17 protein-coding genes and 3 pseudogenes are annotated in these 17732 nt (G+C 67.2%); 4 read left to right on the top strand and 16 right to left on the bottom strand.

The features are described 5' to 3' along the window. Window position 1: 1 nt before the first annotated feature. The 3 genes and pseudogenes from ybgF to tolB all read right to left on the bottom strand — a co-directional run bounded on the left by ybgF (window position 2) and on the right by tolB (window position 2588). Window positions 2-740: pseudogene (ybgF, locus tag ACQ858_RS09445) on the bottom strand (tol-pal system protein YbgF). A 2-nt stretch (window positions 741-742) separates the two neighbouring features. Next, a complete protein-coding gene (gene pal / locus ACQ858_RS09440) occupies window positions 743-1252 on the bottom strand; it encodes a peptidoglycan-associated lipoprotein Pal (RefSeq protein WP_431276434.1) in 510 nt (169 codons plus the stop codon). Window positions 1253-1271: 19 nt separating this feature from the next. Then, window positions 1272-2588 carry a Tol-Pal system beta propeller repeat protein TolB gene (gene tolB, locus ACQ858_RS09435; protein ID WP_431276433.1) on the bottom strand — a complete coding sequence of 439 codons (1317 nt, stop codon included), beginning with the start codon at window positions 2586-2588 and terminating at the stop codon, window positions 1272-1274. Between the two features lie 148 nt (window positions 2589-2736). On the opposite strand from tolB, the gene msbA reads away from it, so the two are divergent. Beyond that, window positions 2737-4521 carry a lipid A export permease/ATP-binding protein MsbA gene (msbA, locus tag ACQ858_RS09430; protein ID WP_431276828.1) on the top strand — a complete coding sequence of 595 codons (1785 nt, stop codon included), beginning with the start codon at window positions 2737-2739 and terminating at the stop codon, window positions 4519-4521. 110 nt (window positions 4522-4631) lie between these two features. Here msbA and rng read toward each other — a convergent pair whose 3' ends face one another. From rng to ACQ858_RS09390, 8 genes and pseudogenes are all read right to left on the bottom strand, one after another. Beyond that, window positions 4632-6158 (bottom strand): ribonuclease G, encoded by a 1527-nt coding sequence (gene rng / locus ACQ858_RS09425; RefSeq protein ID WP_431276432.1) that lies wholly within the window; start codon window positions 6156-6158, stop codon window positions 4632-4634. A gap of 7 nt (window positions 6159-6165) precedes the next feature. Continuing rightward, the gene (locus tag ACQ858_RS09420; protein WP_431276431.1) at window positions 6166-6771 is read right to left on the bottom strand and encodes a Maf family protein; all 606 of its coding nucleotides are present in this window, start codon (window positions 6769-6771) and stop codon (window positions 6166-6168) included. Further along, window positions 6768-7234: pseudogene (rlmH, locus tag ACQ858_RS09415) on the bottom strand (23S rRNA (pseudouridine(1915)-N(3))-methyltransferase RlmH). Before rlmH ends, ACQ858_RS09420 begins: the two are co-directional and overlap by 4 nt. Next, the gene (rsfS, locus tag ACQ858_RS09410) at window positions 7231-7887 is read right to left on the bottom strand and encodes a ribosome silencing factor (RefSeq protein ID WP_431276430.1); all 657 of its coding nucleotides are present in this window, start codon (window positions 7885-7887) and stop codon (window positions 7231-7233) included. Before rsfS ends, rlmH begins: the two are co-directional and overlap by 4 nt. Then, window positions 7887-8507, bottom strand: coding sequence for a nicotinate (nicotinamide) nucleotide adenylyltransferase (gene nadD, locus ACQ858_RS09405; protein ID WP_431276429.1), 621 nt, complete (start codon window positions 8505-8507; stop codon window positions 7887-7889). Before nadD ends, rsfS begins: the two co-directional genes overlap by 1 nt. Beyond that, window positions 8498-9426, bottom strand: a pseudogene (hemF, locus tag ACQ858_RS09400) (oxygen-dependent coproporphyrinogen oxidase). The gene nadD and the pseudogene hemF overlap by 10 nt, the downstream one beginning before the upstream one ends. A gap of 7 nt (window positions 9427-9433) precedes the next feature. After that, on the bottom strand, window positions 9434-10723 hold the full coding sequence (purD, locus tag ACQ858_RS09395; protein ID WP_431276428.1) for a phosphoribosylamine--glycine ligase: 1290 nt from the start codon (window positions 10721-10723) through the stop codon (window positions 9434-9436). A 25-nt stretch (window positions 10724-10748) separates the two neighbouring features. Next, window positions 10749-11474, bottom strand: coding sequence for a YebC/PmpR family DNA-binding transcriptional regulator (locus ACQ858_RS09390; protein ID WP_431276427.1), 726 nt, complete (start codon window positions 11472-11474; stop codon window positions 10749-10751). Between the two features lie 211 nt (window positions 11475-11685). Between ACQ858_RS09390 and ACQ858_RS09385 the strand changes: the two genes are divergently transcribed. Genes ACQ858_RS09385 through ACQ858_RS09375 form a run of 3 tightly spaced genes read left to right on the top strand, consistent with a single transcriptional unit; the run spans window position 11686 to window position 14271 of the window. After that, window positions 11686-12714 carry a hypothetical protein gene (locus ACQ858_RS09385; protein WP_431276426.1) on the top strand — a complete coding sequence of 343 codons (1029 nt, stop codon included), beginning with the start codon at window positions 11686-11688 and terminating at the stop codon, window positions 12712-12714. A 16-nt stretch (window positions 12715-12730) separates the two neighbouring features. Then, the gene (locus ACQ858_RS09380; RefSeq protein WP_431276425.1) at window positions 12731-13528 is read left to right on the top strand and encodes a lysophospholipid acyltransferase family protein; all 798 of its coding nucleotides are present in this window, start codon (window positions 12731-12733) and stop codon (window positions 13526-13528) included. Then, on the top strand, window positions 13495-14271 hold the full coding sequence (locus tag ACQ858_RS09375) for a glycosyltransferase family 2 protein (protein WP_431276424.1): 777 nt from the start codon (window positions 13495-13497) through the stop codon (window positions 14269-14271). The genes ACQ858_RS09380 and ACQ858_RS09375 overlap by 34 nt, the downstream gene beginning before the upstream one ends. A 21-nt stretch (window positions 14272-14292) precedes the next feature. Here ACQ858_RS09375 and ACQ858_RS09370 read toward each other — a convergent pair whose 3' ends face one another. The 5 genes from ACQ858_RS09370 to ACQ858_RS09350 are packed head-to-tail and all read right to left on the bottom strand — an operon-like array spanning window position 14293 to window position 17716. After that, window positions 14293-14889, bottom strand: coding sequence for a glutathione S-transferase family protein (locus tag ACQ858_RS09370; protein ID WP_431276423.1), 597 nt, complete (start codon window positions 14887-14889; stop codon window positions 14293-14295). Between the two features lie 18 nt (window positions 14890-14907). Beyond that, the gene (fabG, locus tag ACQ858_RS09365; protein WP_431276422.1) at window positions 14908-15639 is read right to left on the bottom strand and encodes a 3-oxoacyl-ACP reductase FabG; all 732 of its coding nucleotides are present in this window, start codon (window positions 15637-15639) and stop codon (window positions 14908-14910) included. A gap of 10 nt (window positions 15640-15649) precedes the next feature. Continuing rightward, window positions 15650-16105 carry a hydroxymyristoyl-ACP dehydratase gene (locus tag ACQ858_RS09360; protein ID WP_431276421.1) on the bottom strand — a complete coding sequence of 152 codons (456 nt, stop codon included), beginning with the start codon at window positions 16103-16105 and terminating at the stop codon, window positions 15650-15652. Next, the gene (locus ACQ858_RS09355; protein ID WP_431276420.1) at window positions 16102-16851 is read right to left on the bottom strand and encodes a methyltransferase domain-containing protein; all 750 of its coding nucleotides are present in this window, start codon (window positions 16849-16851) and stop codon (window positions 16102-16104) included. The genes ACQ858_RS09360 and ACQ858_RS09355 overlap by 4 nt, the downstream gene beginning before the upstream one ends. 37 nt (window positions 16852-16888) lie before the next feature. Then, window positions 16889-17716: a polysaccharide deacetylase family protein gene (locus ACQ858_RS09350; protein WP_431276419.1), complete on the bottom strand. Its 828-nt coding sequence runs from the start codon at window positions 17714-17716 to the stop codon at window positions 16889-16891. Window positions 17717-17732: the final 16 nt, after the last annotated feature.

The following is a 17732-nucleotide window of genomic DNA, read 5'->3' as shown; positions in this document are numbered from 1 at the left end:
CTCAGCGCAGCCGCGAAAGCCGCTCGCGCCCGGCCTGCGCGGCTTCGGACTGCGGATAGGCCTTCGTCAGGTCTTCGAGCGTGCGCCGCGCCGCCTTCGTGTCCTTCAACTCGATCTGGCAGTTCGCGATCGACAGCACAGCCTCCGGCGCTTTCGCATGGTCGGGCGCCAGCGAAAGCATCGAGCGGGAAGTTCGCGATGGCCTCGTTGTAGTTGCGGGTCGCGTACTGCGCATTGCCAAGCCAGAACAGCGCCGAAGCGTTGTAGCCGCTCTGCGGATAACGCTTCACGAAATCGGCGAAGGCGGTTTGCGCTTGCGCGAACTGCCCGGCGCGGAAGATGCCCAGCGCCGCATCGAAGTCGGCCTTCTCGCGCGGATCGGCATTGAATTCGCGACCGTCGATCGCGACCTTCGAGGGCTCGTTCTTTTTGAGCTGGTTGTCGACCTCGGTCTGACGCTGCTGCATCTCCGAGAGCGACTTCGTGAGCTGCTCGTTCTGTCCGGTCATGCGGGCCAGGTCGCCACGCATCTGCTCGATCTGGTTCTGCAGATCGAGCAGGCTGCGGCGCAGCTGCGCGTTTTCCTCGGCGCTTTGCGTGCGGATCGTTTCGACCCGCTGTCGCAGATCCAGAATCGCCCGCCGCGCCTCGTCGTCTTCGAACAGCGCGGCCTGCGCGCCGAGGGAGACGCACAGCAATGCGGCTGCAAGGGCAGCGCCTCGCAAGAGAGCCCCGCGCATCATCAACGGTAGGTGATCTCGGCGCGGCGGTTCTGCGCCCAGACTTCCTCACCCGTGCCCTGCACGGCCGGCTTTTCCTTGCCGAAGCTCACAGCCTCGATCTGGTTGTCCGACACGCCGAGCAGCACCAGCGCACGGCGAACGGCCTCGGAGCGCTTCTGGCCGAGCGCGAGGTTGTATTCACGGCCGCCTCGTTCGTCGGTATGGCCTTCGATCGAGATGCGACGCTGCGGATTCGCCTTCAGGAAGCGGGCGTGGCCGTCGATCAGCGACTGGAATTCAGGCTTGACGGTGTAGCTGTCGAAGTCGAAATAGATGATCCGTGCCACGCCGACCGGACCCTGCGCGGTCTGTGCGTTCGGATCGATCGTGACCGGAGCGACGCCGCTGGCCGCCCCACCCGAGCCTTGGCCGCCGCGATCCGTCACCGGCGCTTCGTTGAGCTTCGTGCCCGACGAACAGCCTGCGATGAGCGCCACGATGGCCAGCGAATAAATCGTACGTTTCAACATTTCGAACTCCTCAAGTTAGTCATTGCTTTTGAAACGGACCCCAGTCCGGTTCGCGGATGTCTCCCGCCTGTCCTGCCAGTCGGGCTTTTATTTTTCCGTCCAGCGTCGTCGTCATCAGGGCCTCGCGGCCCTGGAGCTTCGTCGCGTACACGATCAGCTTGCTGTTGGGGGCAAAACTGGGGCGCTCGTCAGCGGTGGTGTCGGTGATGGCCTGCGCGTTGCCGCTCTGCAAGTCCATCACGTGGAGTTTGAACCCGCCATTGACCCGCGAGATGTAGGCCAACCACCGCCCATCGCCGCTGATGGACGGAGAGATGTTGTAGGTGCCGCTGAAGGTGACGCGGGTCGGATTGCCGCCGCTGGCGCTCATCTTGTAGATCTGAGGAGCACCGCCGCGATCGCTCACGAAGTAGATGGTGCTCCCGTCGGCCGAGTACACCGGCTCGGTGTCGATGCTGTTGCTCTGCGTGAGGCGGCGCGGTTCGCCCCCGCTGGAGGAGATCGTGTAGAGCTGGGAGCCGCCGTCGCGGCTCAACGTGACGGCGAGCGTGTTGCCGTCGGGCGCCCACGCCGGTGCGCTGTTGGAGCCGCGGAAATTGGCCACCAGGCGACGCTGACCGCTCGCGACGTTGTGCACGTAGACCACCGGCTTGCGCGACTCGAAGGACACGTACGCGAGCTGCGATCCATTGGAAGACCAGCGCGGCGAAATGATCGGCTCCGGGCTGGCGAGCGCGGCCTGCGCGTTCTCGCCATCGGAGTCGGCCACCCACAGGTTGTAGCGACTCCCGCCCTTGGTGACGTAGGCGATGCGGGTGGAGAAGATGCCCTTTTCGCCGGTGAGCTTCTCGTAGACGTAGTCGGCGATACGGTGCGAAGCGAGGCGGAGGTCGCCCTGCGGCACGGTGTAGCTCTGGCCGCCGAGATCCTGTCCGCGAACCACGTCCCAGAGACGGAAGCGGACATCGTAGCGACCATCCGCCAGCCGCGTGACGCTGCCGGCCACGAGGGAATCGGCGGTGCGCTGGCGCCACAGGCTCAGATCGGGGCGCGAGGTTTCATCGAGCGCCTGACCGGACGCATCGACGCCACGGAACTGGCCGCTGCGTTCGAGGTCGGCCTGGACGATGGCGGAGATCTTCTGCGGCGATCCGTCCTCGCCTTTGAAAGGGACGAGTGCAATCGGCAACTGCGTCAACCCGACGCCCGACACCTCGACCCGAAACTGGGCGAGCGCGGAAATAGCAGGGGAGGCAGCGAGAACCGCAATCAAGGCGCGGCGAGCGAAGAACGATGAAGAAGGGGTTGGGGAGAAGTCTTGCAACGGCTTTTTCATGCGGATCGGAGAGATTTCCGAGGAATTAGTTTCCGGCCTCGGACCTGACGGGCCACATGGTACACATTGCGAGGCTGGCAAAGTCACAAAACGTGTACAAGTTCCGGCCCGGTCCTACACGGAAGGGGCGAACGTAGAATGCGCCGCCATGCAGCCCTCCCCCGCCGCCGACGAAGAGCGGCCTCCCTTGACGCGCCGACTCGCGCGACTGATGACCTGGTTCGGCGGATCGCGCCAATGGTGGGCAATCGGATTCCTGACCGCCAGCATCGCCGCGCTGACCGAAGCGATGATGCCCGCGCTCACGAAGCCCCTGCTCGACCGAGGCTTCACCAAAGGCCAGCTTCAACTCTGGATGGTGCCGGCCGCGATGATCACGCTCTTCGCGGTGCGCGGACTCGCGCAGTTCGCGTCGCAATACGCGCTTTCGCGCATCGCAAACGAAGGCATGCAGCGGCTTCGGCGGATGCTCTTCCAGAAACTCATGGCGGCTGAGCTCGCGCTGTTCTCGCGCCAGTCGGCCAGCACGCTGTCCAACACCGTCATCTACGAGGTGCAGACCGGGGGGATGCTGCTGATACAGGCTCTGCTGGGCTTGTCGCGTGATGGGCTCACCCTGATCGCGCTCGTGATCTATCTGCTCTACCTCAACTGGAAGCTCACGCTCATCATCTGCCTCATGGTGCCGGGTGTCGCGTGGATCATGAAGATTCTGTCGAAGCGGCTCTACCACCTGACACGGCTGGGCCAGCTCGCGACCGACGAACTCGCCTACGTCGTCGAGGAAAACGTGCTCGCCCATCGGGTCGTGCGCCTGCACAATGCGCAGGCGAGCCAGTTGGATCGCTTCGAGCGCTTGAGCCACAGCGTCAACCGCCTAGCGCTGAAATCCACCATTGCTTCAGCCGCGATGACGCCGCTCACGCAGTTGCTCGCGGCGGTCGCGTTGTCCATCGTGGTGGTGATCGCGCTCTGGCAAAGCAGCGAACAGGGCCTGACGGTCGGCGGCTTCGTGGCCTACGTGGCCGCGATGGCGATGCTGATCGCGCCGATCCGTCGTCTTGCCGACGTCGCGAACCCGATCACCCGCGGGCTCGCTGCGCTGGAGCGCGGCCTTGATCTGTTCGACACGGTCGGCCCTGAAAAGCAAGGCCGACATGAAGTCTCGCGTGCCACCGGCCGCATCGAACTTCGCAAGGCGCGCGTCAACTACCGCGGGGACGATGAGGCTCGAGCCCTCGACGACGTCGATCTCGTGATCGAGCCCGGCGAAGTCATCGCCTTCGTGGGACCTTCAGGTTCCGGCAAGACGACCCTCGTCAATCTCCTGCCCCGCTTCGTGCTGCCGAGCGCCGGCCAGATCCTGCTCGACGGCCGGGACGTTGCCGAATGGCAACTCAGCAGCCTGCGCGCGCAGTTCGCGATGGTCAGCCAGGATGTGGTCATGCTCAACGACACGCTGGCGGCCAATGTGGCCCTCGGCGCCGAGATCGACCGCGACCGTATCGTCGAATGCGTCGCGGCCGCCAACCTGGCGATGCATGTCGAGAGCCTGCCGAACGGCATCGACACCGTGCTCGGCCACAACGCGACGCAGCTTTCGGGCGGGCAGCGCCAGCGTCTCGCGATCGCGCGCGCCCTCTACAAGAACGCGCCGATCCTCCTGCTCGACGAGGCCACTTCGGCGCTCGACACCGAATCCGAACGACTGGTGCAGGAAGCACTGCAGCGCCTGATGCAGGGCCGGACCACCCTCATCGTCGCGCACCGCCTCTCGACCATCCAGCACGCCGACCGCATCGTCGTCATGGACCACGGCCGCATCGCCGAGCAAGGCAGCCACGCACAACTGATGGCCCTCGACGGCCTCTACGCCCGCCTGCAGCACCTCGCCATCCGAGGCGCCGCGCCCGGGCAGGATCCCACGATCTGACCCAAGCGGGATACCAGAAACACCGCGGAACCGGCTCCGCCGAGCCGCTGGTGTTGCCCCCCGGTAGGGGGTGTCAGAGCCACACGAAGTGGGCGAGGCTGGGGGCTAGCCTATAACAAGACGATGTCGTACTGGCCTTGTCCCATCGCGGGCTCGGCCTGCAACGAAATCGGCTTGCCGATGAAGTCGCTGAGCCCGGCCAGGTGCTGGCTCTCCTCGTCGAGGAACAGTTCGATCACCTGCGGCGACGAGACGATGCGGAATTCGCGCGGCGTGAACTGGCGCGCCTCGCGCAGGATCTCGCGCAGTACGTCGTACGCCACGCTGCGGGCGGTCTTCACGATCCCCTGCCCTCCACATGCAAGACAGGGTTCGCACAGCATGTGCGCCAGCGATTCGCGCGTGCGCTTGCGCGTCATTTCCACCAGTCCGAGCTGCGAGAACCCGCCCGCGGTCGTCTTCACGCGATCGCGCGCGAGCTGCTTGCGGAACTCGGCCAGCACCTGCTCGCGATGGTCGTCGCGCGCCATGTCGATGAAGTCGACGATGACGATCCCGCCCAGGTTGCGCAAGCGGAGCTGTCGCGCGATGGCCTGCGCGGCCTCGAGGTTGGTCTTGAAGATCGTGTCGTCGAAGTTGCGCGCCCCCACGAAGCCGCCGGTGTTCACGTCGACCGTCGTCAGCGCCTCGGTCTGGTCGACCACCAGGTAGCCGCCGGACTTGAGATCGACCCGCCGCCCCAGCGCCTTGGCGATTTCCTCGTCGATCGAGTAGAGATCGAAGATCGGCCGCTCGCCCTTGTACAGCTGCAGCTTGCCCGCCGCCTGCGGCATGAATTCGAGCCCGAACTTGAGCAGCGAATCGAACTGCTCGCGCGAGTCGATGCGGATCGTCTGCGTGTCTTCGCTCGTCATGTCCCGCAGCACGCGCTGCAGCAGGCTCAGGTCCTGGTGCAGCAAGGACAACGGAGGCATGCGCACCGAGAGCTCGCGGATGCGCGACCAGGTCTTGCGCAAATAGGCGATGTCCTCGGCGAGCTCGGCGTCGCTGGAATCTTCGCCGTTGGTGCGAAGGATGAAGCCGCCCGTGTTCGCCGGCACCACACCGCCCGCTTCCGCGGCCGCCGCGGCCTCGATCAGCGCCTGCATGCGCGAGCGCAACGCGTCGCGAAGATCCGGCGGGATCTTCTGCGAGACGCCGATATGGTTGTCCTGCGGCAGGAAGACCAGCAGCCGCCCCGCGATGCTGATCTGGGTCGACAGCCGCGCGCCCTTGGTGCCGATCGGATCCTTGATGACCTGCACCAGCAGCGACTGCCCTTCGAACACCTGTTTCTCGATCGGGATCATCGCGCCGGCATTGCGGTGCTCGCGGTCCGCCGCAACGGCGCTGGGGCGCGAACCCGGCGTGAATGGCGCCACGATGTCCGCCACGTGCAGGAAAGCCGTGCGGTCGAGACCGATGTCGACGAAAGCGGACTGCATGCCGGGCAGCACCCGAGACACCTTGCCGAGATAGATGTTGCCGACCAGGCCGCGCTCGAGGGTGCGCTCCAGGTGGAGTTCCTGGACCGCACCGTGCTCCACTACGGCAACGCGGGTCTCTTGCGGCGACCAGTTGATCAGGATGTCTTGCATCTGTTGCCTAAAGCCTGAACCCCGCCTGGCGCAGCAACCGGGCGGTCTCGAACATCGGGAGACCCATGATGCCCGAATGCGAGCCGCTGATGTGCTCGATGAATGCGGCGGCCCGTCCCTGGATCGCATACGCGCCGGCCTTGCCGAGCGGCTCGCCGGTCGCGACGTAATCGGCGATCTGCCCGGCACCGATCGGCGCGAAGCGGACATGCGACACATTGAGCAGCGCCGATCGTTCGACGCCGTGCTGGAGCGCGATCGCGGTCATCACGCGATGGGTGCGGCCGGAGAGCATTGCGAGCATCCGCTCGGCATCGCGCGCATCCTCGGGCTTGCCGAGGATCGTCCGCCCTAGCGCCACGGTCGTGTCGGCGCACAGGATCGGCGCGGGCGTCAAGCCGCGGCGCTCCCACCGCACGACGGCCGCATCGAGCTTCAGCCCGGTCACCCGCTGGACGTAGGCCGTCGGCGATTCGCCCGGAAGCACCGCCTCGAGCGCTTCGGCATCCTCGCCGGACTCGGCCAGCAGCAGTTCGTGCCGGATGCCCAGTTGCCCGAGCAACTGGGCGCGTCGCGGACTCTGCGACGCGAGGTAGATGAAATCGGGGGTCATTCGCGGTGGTAGGGATGGCCGGCATTCACCGACCAGGCGCGATAGAGCTGCTCGACGAGCAGCACCCGCGCCATCGCGTGCGGCAGCGTGAGGTCGGAGAGCCGGATGCGCTCGTGCGCCGCGGCCTTGAACGCCGGGTCCAGCCCGTCAGGGCCGCCGATCACCAGCGCGACGTCATCGCCCTCGCCTTGCCAGGCTTGCAGACGGGCGGCCAGCGCCTTGGTGGTGAGCGAGGTGCCGCGCTCGTCCAGCACGACGATGCGCATGCCCTTGGCGATGGCGGCCTCGATGCGCTCGCGTTCGGCTGCGTAGAGGGTTTCCAGCGTCTTCGAGCCGCGCGGTTCGGTCTTGACCGCACGCAGCTCGAGCTTGAGTTCCGGGGGAAGCGCTTGGCGTAATCGTCCCAGGCGGTCTGCGCCCAGTCGGGCACGCGCTGCCCGACTGCGACCACCAGGAGCTTCATGACCGGGCGGAAGCAGTCTTGCGGGCGGCCTTCTTCACCGGCGCCGATTTCTTCGCCGCGGCTTTCTTGGCAGGCGTCTTCACGACGACGGTCTTGGCGGGCTTCGATGCCGCAGACTTATTCACGGGCGCCTTCTTTGCGGCAGTCTTCTTGGCAGCCGGCTTGGCGGCCTGCTCCGCAGCCCGCGCAGCGGTCTTGGCGGCGCTGGACCGGCGCAACGAGGTGCTCTTGGCGGCTGGCGCCTTGTCGGCCTCTTCCGATGCCCTGACGGCCATCGGCTTGGTCGCGCCGAGCTTGGCTCGCACCGGCTTGTCGCCCCAGATTTCCTCGAGGTGGTAGTACTGACGGATTGCCGGCTGCATGATGTGCGCGACCGCGGAACCGCAGTCCACGATGATCCATTCGCCGTTGGCCTCGCCCTCGACGCGGGGCTTGTTGAAACCGGCTTCTCGCACCGCGTCGAGCACGCTCGCCGCGAGGGCCTTGGTCTGGCGATTGGACGTTCCGGAAGCCACGATCACGCGCTCGAAGAGCGGGGAAAGATGCTCGGTATCGAAAACCTGGATGTCCTGCGCCTTGACGTCCTCGAGGCCATCGATGATGGCTCTCTGGAGTTTCTGCGTGTCTTTCTTGGCGGCGGCTTCAGTTCTCATCAGGCGGATCGGTAGAGGTGGTGTTGTTCAATATAGCGTGCAACCGCCGGCGGAACCAGTTGGCGAAGATCCTCCCCTCGCTGGGCGCACGCGCGGACGTCAGTCGCGCTGACGCCCATCGGCGGGAGCTGGAGCTTTTCGAAGCGGGCGCCGGGCGGCACGGAAGGCAGAGAGGATGGATCGAACTGTCCGTCAGAGCCCGTGGATAGTGCGCGATATGCTACGGAAATTATAGCAATCGAAAGAATCTCTTCGAAGCCGTGCCAGCGGTGCAGCGAACTCGCCTGGTCGGCGCCCATGATCAGCACGAGTTGCGCGCCGGGCTGCTCCCGATTCAGTTCGCGCAACGTGTCGAGCGTATAGGTCGGACCGGGCCGCAGGATCTCGCGCGGATCGACCCGCGTGTCGGGCAGATCGTCGAATGCAAGGTGCGACATGGCGAGGCGGTGCTCCGCCGGGCTCAACGGCCGGTCCTTGTGCCGGGCCTGCCCCGTGGGGAAGACGCGCAGTTCCGCCAGACCGAGTTGGGCCAGTGCCGCCTGCGCCATCGCCACATGCGCGTTGTGGGGCGGATCGAACGCGCCGCCGAAGACCCCGACCCGCGGTTTGGTCAGAGCCATTCGCGCCGCACGAGGAAGTCGCGGTACAGCGCCGCCTCAGGGCTGCCCGGCTCGGGCTCCTGCCGGTAGGCCCAGCTGGCGAGGGGCGGCATCGACAGCAGGATCGATTCGGTCCGCCCGCCCGATTGCAGGCCGAAGTGCGTGCCGCGGTCCCAGACGAGGTTGAACTCGACGTAGCGACCGCGCCGGTAGAGCTGGAAGCCCCGCTCGCGCTCGCCGTAGAGCATGTTGCGGCGACGCTCGACGATCGGCAGATAGGCCGGCAGGAAGGCATCGCCGACCGAGCGCAGCATCGCGAAGCTGCGCTCGAAGCCGAGCTCCGAAAAATCGTCGAAGAAGATGCCGCCGACGCCACGCTGCTCGTTGCGGTGCTTGAGGAAGAAGTAGTCGTCGCACCACGCCTTGAAGCGTGGGTACTTGTCGTCGCCGAAGGAGGCGAGCGCGTCGCGGCAGGTGCGATGGAAATGGACCGCGTCTTCCTCGAACCCGTAGTACGGCGTCAGGTCCATGCCGCCGCCAAACCAGCAGACCGGCGGCGCATCGGCAGGAAGCGCCGCGAGCATGCGCACATTCATGTGCACGGTCGGCACGTAGGGGTTGCGCGGATGGAACACCAGCGACACGCCCATGGCCTCGAAGGGCGCACCGGCGAGCTCGGGCCGATGCTGGGTCGCCGACGGTGGCAGCCTCGGTCCGCTCACCTGCGACAGACCGCAGCCGGCGCGCTCGAAAAGCCCCCGCCTTCGAGGATGCAGGTCAGACCGCTGCCCTGCAGCGGTTCATCCGGCGCCTTATGCCATTCATCCCGCACGCATTGGCCGCCATCCGCCGACTCGATGGCGGACACGATGCGCTGCTGCAACCCGCGCAGGTAGTCACCCACCTCCTGCGGTCTGGCTTCGAGCGGGACTGCTTGCATTGGATTCTCAGGCGCCGCGTGCGTGCACGGCGCGATGCCCGATGTCCTTGCGGTACTGGGCGCCGTCGAAGCGCACGCGCGCCGCGACCTCGTAGGCACGTTGCTGAGCCTGCTTGACGCTGTCGGCCAGCACGGTCACGCAGAGCACGCGGCCGCCGCTGGTCTTGAGCTCGCCGCCTTCCAGCGTGGTCCCGGCATGGAAGACCACCGCATCGGGCGCTTCGGCCGGAATGCCCTGGATGCGATCCCCCTTGCGCGGCGACAGCGGATAGCCGTGCGCCGCCATCACCACGCCGAGCGCGACGCGGCGATCCCATTCGAGTTCGACCTGGTCCAGCGTGCCGTCGGTGGCATGCCAGAAGACTTCGAACAGGTCCGACTTCAGCCGCAGCATGATGGGCTGCGTTTCGGGGTCGCCCATGCGGCAGTTGAATTCGAGCGTCTTCGGGTGACCCGTGGCGTCGATCATGAGCCCGGCATACAGGAAACCGGTGTACGGAATGCCGTCCTTCTCCATGCCGCGGATCGTCGGCAGGATGATCTCGCGCATCGCACGCGCATGCACCTCGGCCGTGACCACCGGCGCCGGCGAGTAGGCCCCCATGCCCCCGGTGTTCGGCCCCTGGTCGCCGTCGAGCAGGCGCTTGTGGTCCTGACTGGTCGCGAGCGCAGTGACGTTCTTGCCGTCGCACAGGACGATGAAGCTCGCCTCCTCACCCTGGAGGAACTCCTCGATGACGACGCGCGCGCCGCCCTCGTTGTGGGACACGCCGAACTTGTTGTCCAGCAGCATGAAGTCGATGGCCTCGTGCGCCTCGGCCAACGTGGTGGCGACGACGACCCCCTTGCCCGCCGCAAGGCCGTCGGCCTTGATCACGATCGGGGCGCCCTTGGCGTCCACGTGGGCGTGCGCCGCGGCAGCGTCGGTGAATGACTCGTACTCCGCAGTGGGAATGCCGTGGCGCTTCATGAACGCCTTCGAGAAAGCCTTGGAGCTTTCGAGCTGCGCGGCAGCCTGGGTCGGCCCGAAGATGCGCATGCCGTGTGCGCGGAATTCGTCCACGACACCGGCGGCGAGCGGCGCCTCGGGGCCGACGACGGTCAGCGCGATCTTTTCCTTCTGCGCCCACTCGCGCAGTGCGGCGGGCTCCGTGACGTCGACGCACTCGTAGCGCGCATCCGCGCGCGTGCCGCCGTTGCCCGGGGCGACATAGACCTTGCTCACGCGCTGGGACTGCGCCAGCCGCCATGCCAGCGCATGCTCTCGGCCCCCTCCCCCGATCACCAGTACCTTCATTCGCGTGCTTTCTTTCGCGCTTGCCTTACTCGGGCAGCGCAGCGTTGTGATAGACATCCTGCACGTCGTCGAGGTCCTCCAGGACGTCGAGCAGCTTTTGCATCTTCGCGGCGTCCTCGCCGGCGAGTTCGATGGTGTTCTCGGCCCGCATCGTGACCTCGGCCACGTCGGGCTTGAGGCCCGCGGCTTCCAGGGCGTTCTTGACGGTTTCGAAATCACCGGGTGCGGTGAGCACCTCGATCGCGCCGTCGTCGTCGGTGACGACGTCCTCCGCGCCCGCCTCGAGCGCGACTTCCATGACCTTGTCCTCGCTGGTGCCCGGCGCAAAGATGAGCTGCCCGCAATGCTTGAACTGGAAGGCCACCGAGCCTTCGGTGCCCAGGTTGCCTCCGTGCTTGCTGAAGGCGTGCCGCACCTCCGCCACGGTGCGCACGCGGTTGTCGGTCATCGTGTCGATGATGATCGCCGCCCCGCCGATGCCGTAGCCCTCGTAGCGGATTTCCTCGTAGTTCACGCCTTCGAGGTTGCCGGTGGCCTTGTCGATGTTGCGCTTGATGGTGTCGGCAGGCAGGTTGACTGCCTTGGCCTTGTCGACCGCCAGCCGCAGCCGCGGATTGGCGCTCAGATCGCCACCACCCGCCTTGGCGGCCACCATGATTTCACGGATGGCGCGGGTCCAGAGCTTGCCTCGCTTCTCGTCCTGCCGGCCTTTCCGGTGCTGAATATTCGCCCATTTGCTGTGTCCGGCCATGGCTTTAACTCTCGCTGTCTTGTGTTTTCAAAGCAAAGGGCGAGTTTACTGTCCGGCGCGAACGACGCCCGGGCCGATGTGAGGGAACCGGATGCCTTTTTGGGATAATCCCGGCGCTGAAAGACGCACCCCGCCGGGCTCCTTGCTTCGGCACCCCGACCGCCCGCATGAGCATTTCTTCCACCACGCCCGAACACGCCGCACCGACCAAGTGACAGCACGAGAACCCCTCGGGGCGCCGCCCCTGCGCGTCCAGCGCCTTTCCCTGTCCGACAGCCTGGCACTCGCGGCCGGCGGATCACCGCCCTTCGGCGCGCTCGGCTACGGCACGCCCGATCACCTGGCATGGATGTCGACCGTGAACGCCCGTGTGCTCTCCTCGAGCGCGATGGCGGACGTATGGCACGCCAGCGAGCACATCGAATCCGGCACCACCGGCGTGGTGCGCTGGCGCTGCGACGGGCACTGGATGCTCGGCGCCATCGATCTGGACGAGTCGGTCGAGAAGCAGGGTCTCGCCGCCCTTGCCCAGCGCGCCTACCGCGACCTGTTCGAATCGCTCGAGCAGACCGGTTGCGCGCACCTGCTGCGCATCTGGAACTACCTGCCCCACATCAACGGCGACGGCGGCGGTCTCGAGCGCTATCGCCAGTTCAACCTGGGCCGGCAACAGGCTTTCGTCGAGGCCGATCAGGCCGCGTTCGAAGGGGCTCCGGCCGCATGCGCGCTCGGGATTCACCAGGGCGCCCTGTGCATCCGCTTCCTGGCCGGCCGCAGCGCGCCGCTGCCGGTCGAAAACCCGCGACAGGTTTCGGCCTATCACTACCCCAAGACTTACGGACCCCGTGCGCCGACGTTCTCCAGGGCAGCGCTCGCCGAGCTCGGCGGCGGTGACGTGGCGCTGTTCATCTCCGGCACGGCGAGCATCGTCGGCCACGAGACGGTCCATGTAGGCGAGATCGTGGCCCAGACCGAGGAAACCCTGCGCAACCTGCGCGCGGTCATCGCCGCAGCCAACGAGCGCACCACGGCGCGCTTCGACCTCTCGGCGCTCGACTGCGTGGTCTACGTGCGCCATGCGGCCGATGCGTCGGTCGTGCGGCAGGTCATGGAAGAGTCGCTCGGCCCCAAGGCGCACACGCTGAGCCACGCCGTGTTCCTCGAGGCCGACATCTGCCGCCAGGACCTGCTGGTGGAGATCGAGGCCCATGCCGTGGCACGCGGCGCGCTGCGCGGCTGACTACCCCTTTCACGCGATGAACCGGCCGCTTCGTCTGGCACTCTCAATGGCGCTCGCGCTGCCGCTCTATGCGCTGCTCGCGCTGCTGGGCAGCGTGTCGCTCGCCTGGAACCTGGTCGCGATGCTGCTGTACCCGGTGCTGCCCGCGGAGACCGGACGTGCGTTGGGCCGGCGCGTCATCGCGCATGCGTACCGCGCCTTCTGGGCCTCGGCATCGCTGTGCGGCATGATGCGCATCGACGCCGATTGCCTCGACGCCCTGCGCAACGAGCGCGGGCTGATCTTCGTCGCCAACCATCCCACCATGCTCGACGCCCTGCTGCTGGTGGCGCGGCTGCCACGCAGCGCCTGCATCATGAAGGCGGACCTGATGCGCAACGTCTTTCTGGGGGCAGGCGCGCGGCTGGCGCGCTACATCCGCAACGACTCGGCCCGCACCATGGTCAAGCTCGCGGTCGAAGACCTGAAAAGCGGCGGCCAGCTCGTGATCTTCCCTGAGGGAACGCGAACTGTGACGCCGCCGCTCAACGCATTCAGGCCCGGCGTCACGCTGATCGCCAAGCTCTCGCAGTCGCCGATCCAGACGGTCTTCATCGACACCAATTCGCCCTATCTTGCCAAGGGCTGGCCGTTGTGGCGCGTGCCGCCGCTGCCCATCGTCTTCCGGCTGCGCCTGGGCCAGCGCTTCGCGCCTTCGCAGGACAGCGACGCGCTGCTGCACCAGATCGAACAATACTTCCGCCACTCCATGGAACAGCGCTCCCCGGATGCGCAGCCCGCATGCCAGACGTCTCGCGCACCCACCTTGTCCTGATCCCCAGCTACAACACGGGTGAGCGGCTGTTCTCGACGGTCGCGGCCGCCCGCGCGCAGTGGAGCCCGGTGTGGGTGGTGATCGACGGCAGCACCGACGGCACCGGCGAGCGGCTTCAGGCGCTCGCGGGCTCGGACCCCGGCCTGCACGTTTCGATCCTCCCCACCAACCAGGGCAAAGGTGCCGCCGTGCTGCACGGATTGCGCGAGGCGCGCACAGCCGGCTTCACGCACGTGCTGACCATGGATTCGGATGGGCAGCATCCCGCCGACCTGATCCCGGCCTTCATGAAGGCATCGCAGGACCGCCCCGAGACGATGGTGCTGGGCCGCCCCGTGTTCGATGCGAGCGCCCCGTTGCTGCGCGTGCGCGGCCGACGCATCTCGAACGGCTGGACGCAGCTCGAGACCCTGTTCGCCGGCATCGGCGATTCGCTGTACGGTTTCCGCGTCTATCCCCTCGCCGACCTGTTGGCGGTGATGGATGCGCAGCCCTGGATGCGCCGCTTCGATTTCGACACCGAGGCCGTGGTGCGGCTGGCCTGGCGCGGCGTGAAGCCGGTCAACATCGACGCGCCGGTGAAGTACCTCACCGCCGAGGAAGGCGGTGTGTCGCACTTCCGCTATGGGCGCGACAACGTGCTGCTGACGTGGATGCACACCCGGCTGGTGATCGAGTTCGTCTTCAGGCTGCCGGGGCTGCTGTGGCGCAGGCTGCGCGGCGCACCGCCCTTTCAGCCTTGAGGCGGGCGTGATCGCGCCCGCTCAGCCGTTCTCGCGGGCCTGCGCGCGCGCGAATGCGGGGCGGCCGGTCACGCGCTTCACGTAGTCTTCGAGCAAGGTCGTGCGCTTCAGCAGCGGGCCGCCGAGAAACAGCGCGAAGGTGGTGCCGACGAGGATGTCGGCGGCGGAAAACTGCTCGCCGAGAAGGTACGGGCCGCGCTCCAGGGTCCGGTTCACATACACCATGACTTCGTCGGGATCGACCCATCCCGCCGTGCCTCGGGGCGGCGTCACGCCCATGAACTTGCCGACCCAGGCCGGCTCCATCACGCCGGCGTAGTAGGCCAGCCAGCTCAGGTAGGCCCCGCGCAGCGGCGAACCCACCACCGGGCCGATGCCGGCCGCCGGAAACTTGTCGGTGAGGTAGCAGGTGATCGCGATGGTCTCGAACACCAGGGCGCCATCGTCCTCGATCGCGGGCACCTTGCCGTGGGGATGCGGGTTGGCCGCGTCGGCCGAGCCCGTCCCGTTGCCTCGCCGGATATCGACCTTCTGGATCCGGTAGGGCGCACCCAGCTCCTCGAGCAGGAAGATCATGCGCGAGGAGCGCGAGTTCGGTGCGTGGAAGAGCTTGATCATCGGTGCCTCCGGTTGGCTTCAGATCATCCCACCGTTGATCGAAATGACCTGCCCCGTGATGTAGGCGGCCTCGTCGCTGGCGAGGAACCCCGCGAGGGCGGCCACTTCCTCCGGCGTGCCGGCGCGTTTCGCGGGCACGAGCTGGTTGATCGTCGCGGCGTCGAACACGCCGTCGGCCATCGGCGAGGCGATGATGCCGGGCGCGATCGCGTTCACCGTCACGCCGCGTGCCGCCACTTCCAGCGACAGCGACTTCGTCGCGCTGTTGAGCGCGCCCTTGGCCGCCGCGTAGTTGACCTGCCCGCGATTGCCGGTCAGCGATGCGACCGAGGAAATATTCAGGATGCGCCCCCAGCGCGTGCGCAGCATCGGCAGCAGCAGCGGCTGCGTGACGCGGAAGAAGCCGTTGAGCGACACGTCGATCACCTTGTGCCACTGCTCGGGCTGCATGCCCGGGAGCACCGCGTCGTCATGCACGCCCGCGTTGTTGACGATGATCTGGACCGGTCCGTCCTTCAGCATGCGCTCGCAGGCCACACGTGCGGCCTCGTCGCTGCGCAGATCGAACACCACGCATTCTGCCTTGCCGCCGGCGGCCGCGATCGCGGCCGCGAGCCGCTCCACCGATTCGGGTCGCGAATTCGCATGCAGCAGCACCGTGGCGCCGTCGCGCGCGAGACGCTGTGCGATCGCGGCGCCGAGCGCGCCGCTGGCGCCGGTCACCAGCGCACGTTTTCCTGTGAGACTCATGGGCTTTCCTTCAGTTGGCGAGCGGGGTGTTGAGCACGACCACGGCGCGGCCCTCGGCCAGCGCCCGGCCCTGCACGTCCTTCACCGCGAATTCGTAGAGGATCTGGGATGCATCGCCGGAGACCCGCTGGGCGTGCACATGCAGCGCGCCCGCCACGTCGTCGATGCGCTCGACGGCCAGCCGCACGCCTCGCGCACTCGCGAGAAAACCGGCCGACGGTTCGCTGTCTTCCGGCGCGAGCAGGCCGCCATGCAAGGCCATCGCCTGCGCCGCGTATTCGACGAGGTTCGGGGAGAGCAGGCCGCTCGCGGTGCGCAGCGGGTTGTCCGCGCGCACGTGCGTGGTCGTCGTGCAGTGGATGCGGTTTGCATCCCACGATTCCAGGCGCTCCAGCAGGCACATCGTGCCGCTGTGCGGAATGCGGCGGGCGATGCCGGCCTGGTCCAGGGTTTGAGGTACGGTCATCGGGAATCCTTGAGGTCGGCCACGAGCAGCACGTTTGCAAAGGGCGTGCCTTCGCTCATCGGGATGCTTTCGACCGAAAAACCGAGGCGCTCCAGCAGCGCCTTCCAATCGTTGAGCGGCCGCCCCCACGTCGGCGACACCCGGTGCCCCCGGATGCGCGTGACCGTGCGGTCGACCCATTGGCTGATCGCGAACCCGCCGCGGCGGCCCGCGTCGCCGATGCGCAGCAGCAGCCGGCCGCCGGGCTGCAGGGCGTCGCGCACGCGGCGCAGGACGCCCTCCTGCGCCGCGAGATCCACGTAGTGCAGCACGTCCAGGATCACCACGAGATCGCTTGCGGGAAGCTCGGTCGTGCACATGTCGCCACACACGAACCGGGGCGTCGGCCGAAGATGGCCCACCGACGACTCGGCGCGCGCCACGTCTTTCGGCATCAGTTCGATGCCGGTGTAGCTTGGCGACGCCGGCGTGGCCGGCCACGCGGCAGGCCATTCGCCGGGCTGCGCCTGCATCGCGCTCATCGCCGACAGAAGGCTGACGAAGAGGCCCTGTCCGCAACCGATATCGACCACACGCGCCCGGCCGTCACCGATCAACCCGCGCTCGATCAACCCGCGAAAGACAGGATCGCGCCCGAGCTTGCCCCGTGCGAAATGCCAGGCGAACTTGCCCGCCTTCCGGTAGGGCGCGCTCGCGCGCTCATGCAATCGACGCCACGCGGCGTCCGCGGAAATCTGCGCGCTCATGAAAGGACTCTGGAAGACCCGGCAAGCGACCGGTGACTCATGCCGACAGACCCTCCGGCAAGGTCACGGCACGCAGGCCATTGGCCTGCAATTGCGACAGCAGCCTGGGAAGCACTTCGAGGATGACCGGTTGCCCTTGCGCAGTGCGCGCGGCATGGCCGTCGTGCAGCAGCAGGATGTCGCCGGCTTTCAGCCCCTTGGTGAGCCGTGCGAGCACGGCCTGGGCATTGCCCTCACGGGTGTCGAAGCCGCGCCGCGTCCAGCTGACGAGCGACAGGCCCATGCGATGCAGCACCGGCGCCAGGAAGGGATTGCGCAGGCCCGCGGGCGCGCGAAAGCAGGTGGGACGCTGCCCGGTGACTTCCTCCAGCACCTGTTGCGCTCGCGAGATCTCTTGAGCGAAACCGCGCGGCCCCAGGAAGGAGAAGTTGTGCCGATGCCGTGCCGTGTGGTTCTGGATGCTGTGGCCACGCGCCGCGATCTCGCGCGCGAGCCCCGGATGTTCGAGCACGCGCTCGGCGATGCAGAAGAAGGTCGCGCGCTGGTGGTGCGCGTCGAGCATGTCCAGCACCTTTGGCGTGACCTCCGGGTCGGGACCGTCGTCGATCGTGACGGCGATCTCGCGCCGGGCCACCGCGCTGGCAGGCAGTCGCGTGACGTTGGGGCCCAGCAGGCTGCTGCGCGGCGTCAGCCCGGCCGCGGTGATGACCGCATGGTTCAACACCACCGCCCCGACGGCCCACGGCCACGCGCCCGGAACGAACAGCGCCGCGCCGACGGCCGCGACATGCACCACGGCGCTGGCCTGGATGGCCGGCGGCCATGGCCAGGATTCGCGGTGGGGTACGGGAAGGACTTGCGACATGGACTCTCGGGACGTG

Source organism: Variovorax ureilyticus, assembly GCF_050632185.1.
Classification (GTDB): Bacteria; Pseudomonadota; Gammaproteobacteria; order Burkholderiales; family Burkholderiaceae_C; genus Variovorax; species Variovorax ureilyticus_A.
Note: the sequence above shows the minus strand (reverse complement) of the source record. Positions and strands in the feature narration are given on the sequence as shown.

Bases quoted from the DNA above. Each gene is read 5' to 3' on its own strand.
- pal (WP_431276434.1), bottom strand. From the start codon at position 1,252: ATGTTGAAACGTACGATTTATTCGCTGGCCATCGTGGCGCTCATCGCA.
- tolB (WP_431276433.1), bottom strand. From the start codon at position 2,588: ATGAAAAAGCCGTTGCAAGACTTCTCCCCAACCCCTTCTTCATCGTTC.
- msbA (WP_431276828.1), top strand. From the start codon at position 2,737: ATGCAGCCCTCCCCCGCCGCCGACGAAGAGCGGCCTCCCTTGACGCGC.
- rng (WP_431276432.1), bottom strand. From the start codon at position 6,158: ATGCAAGACATCCTGATCAACTGGTCGCCGCAAGAGACCCGCGTTGCC.
- ACQ858_RS09420 (WP_431276431.1), bottom strand. From the start codon at position 6,771: ATGACCCCCGATTTCATCTACCTCGCGTCGCAGAGTCCGCGACGCGCC.
- rsfS (WP_431276430.1), bottom strand. From the start codon at position 7,887: ATGAGAACTGAAGCCGCCGCCAAGAAAGACACGCAGAAACTCCAGAGA.
- nadD (WP_431276429.1), bottom strand. From the start codon at position 8,507: ATGGCTCTGACCAAACCGCGGGTCGGGGTCTTCGGCGGCGCGTTCGAT.
- purD (WP_431276428.1), bottom strand. From the start codon at position 10,723: ATGAAGGTACTGGTGATCGGGGGAGGGGGCCGAGAGCATGCGCTGGCA.
- ACQ858_RS09390 (WP_431276427.1), bottom strand. From the start codon at position 11,474: ATGGCCGGACACAGCAAATGGGCGAATATTCAGCACCGGAAAGGCCGG.
- ACQ858_RS09380 (WP_431276425.1), top strand. From the start codon at position 12,731: ATGAACCGGCCGCTTCGTCTGGCACTCTCAATGGCGCTCGCGCTGCCG.
- ACQ858_RS09375 (WP_431276424.1), top strand. From the start codon at position 13,495: ATGCCAGACGTCTCGCGCACCCACCTTGTCCTGATCCCCAGCTACAAC.
- ACQ858_RS09370 (WP_431276423.1), bottom strand. From the start codon at position 14,889: ATGATCAAGCTCTTCCACGCACCGAACTCGCGCTCCTCGCGCATGATC.
- fabG (WP_431276422.1), bottom strand. From the start codon at position 15,639: ATGAGTCTCACAGGAAAACGTGCGCTGGTGACCGGCGCCAGCGGCGCG.
- ACQ858_RS09360 (WP_431276421.1), bottom strand. From the start codon at position 16,105: ATGACCGTACCTCAAACCCTGGACCAGGCCGGCATCGCCCGCCGCATT.
- ACQ858_RS09355 (WP_431276420.1), bottom strand. From the start codon at position 16,851: ATGAGCGCGCAGATTTCCGCGGACGCCGCGTGGCGTCGATTGCATGAG.
- ACQ858_RS09350 (WP_431276419.1), bottom strand. From the start codon at position 17,716: ATGTCGCAAGTCCTTCCCGTACCCCACCGCGAATCCTGGCCATGGCCG.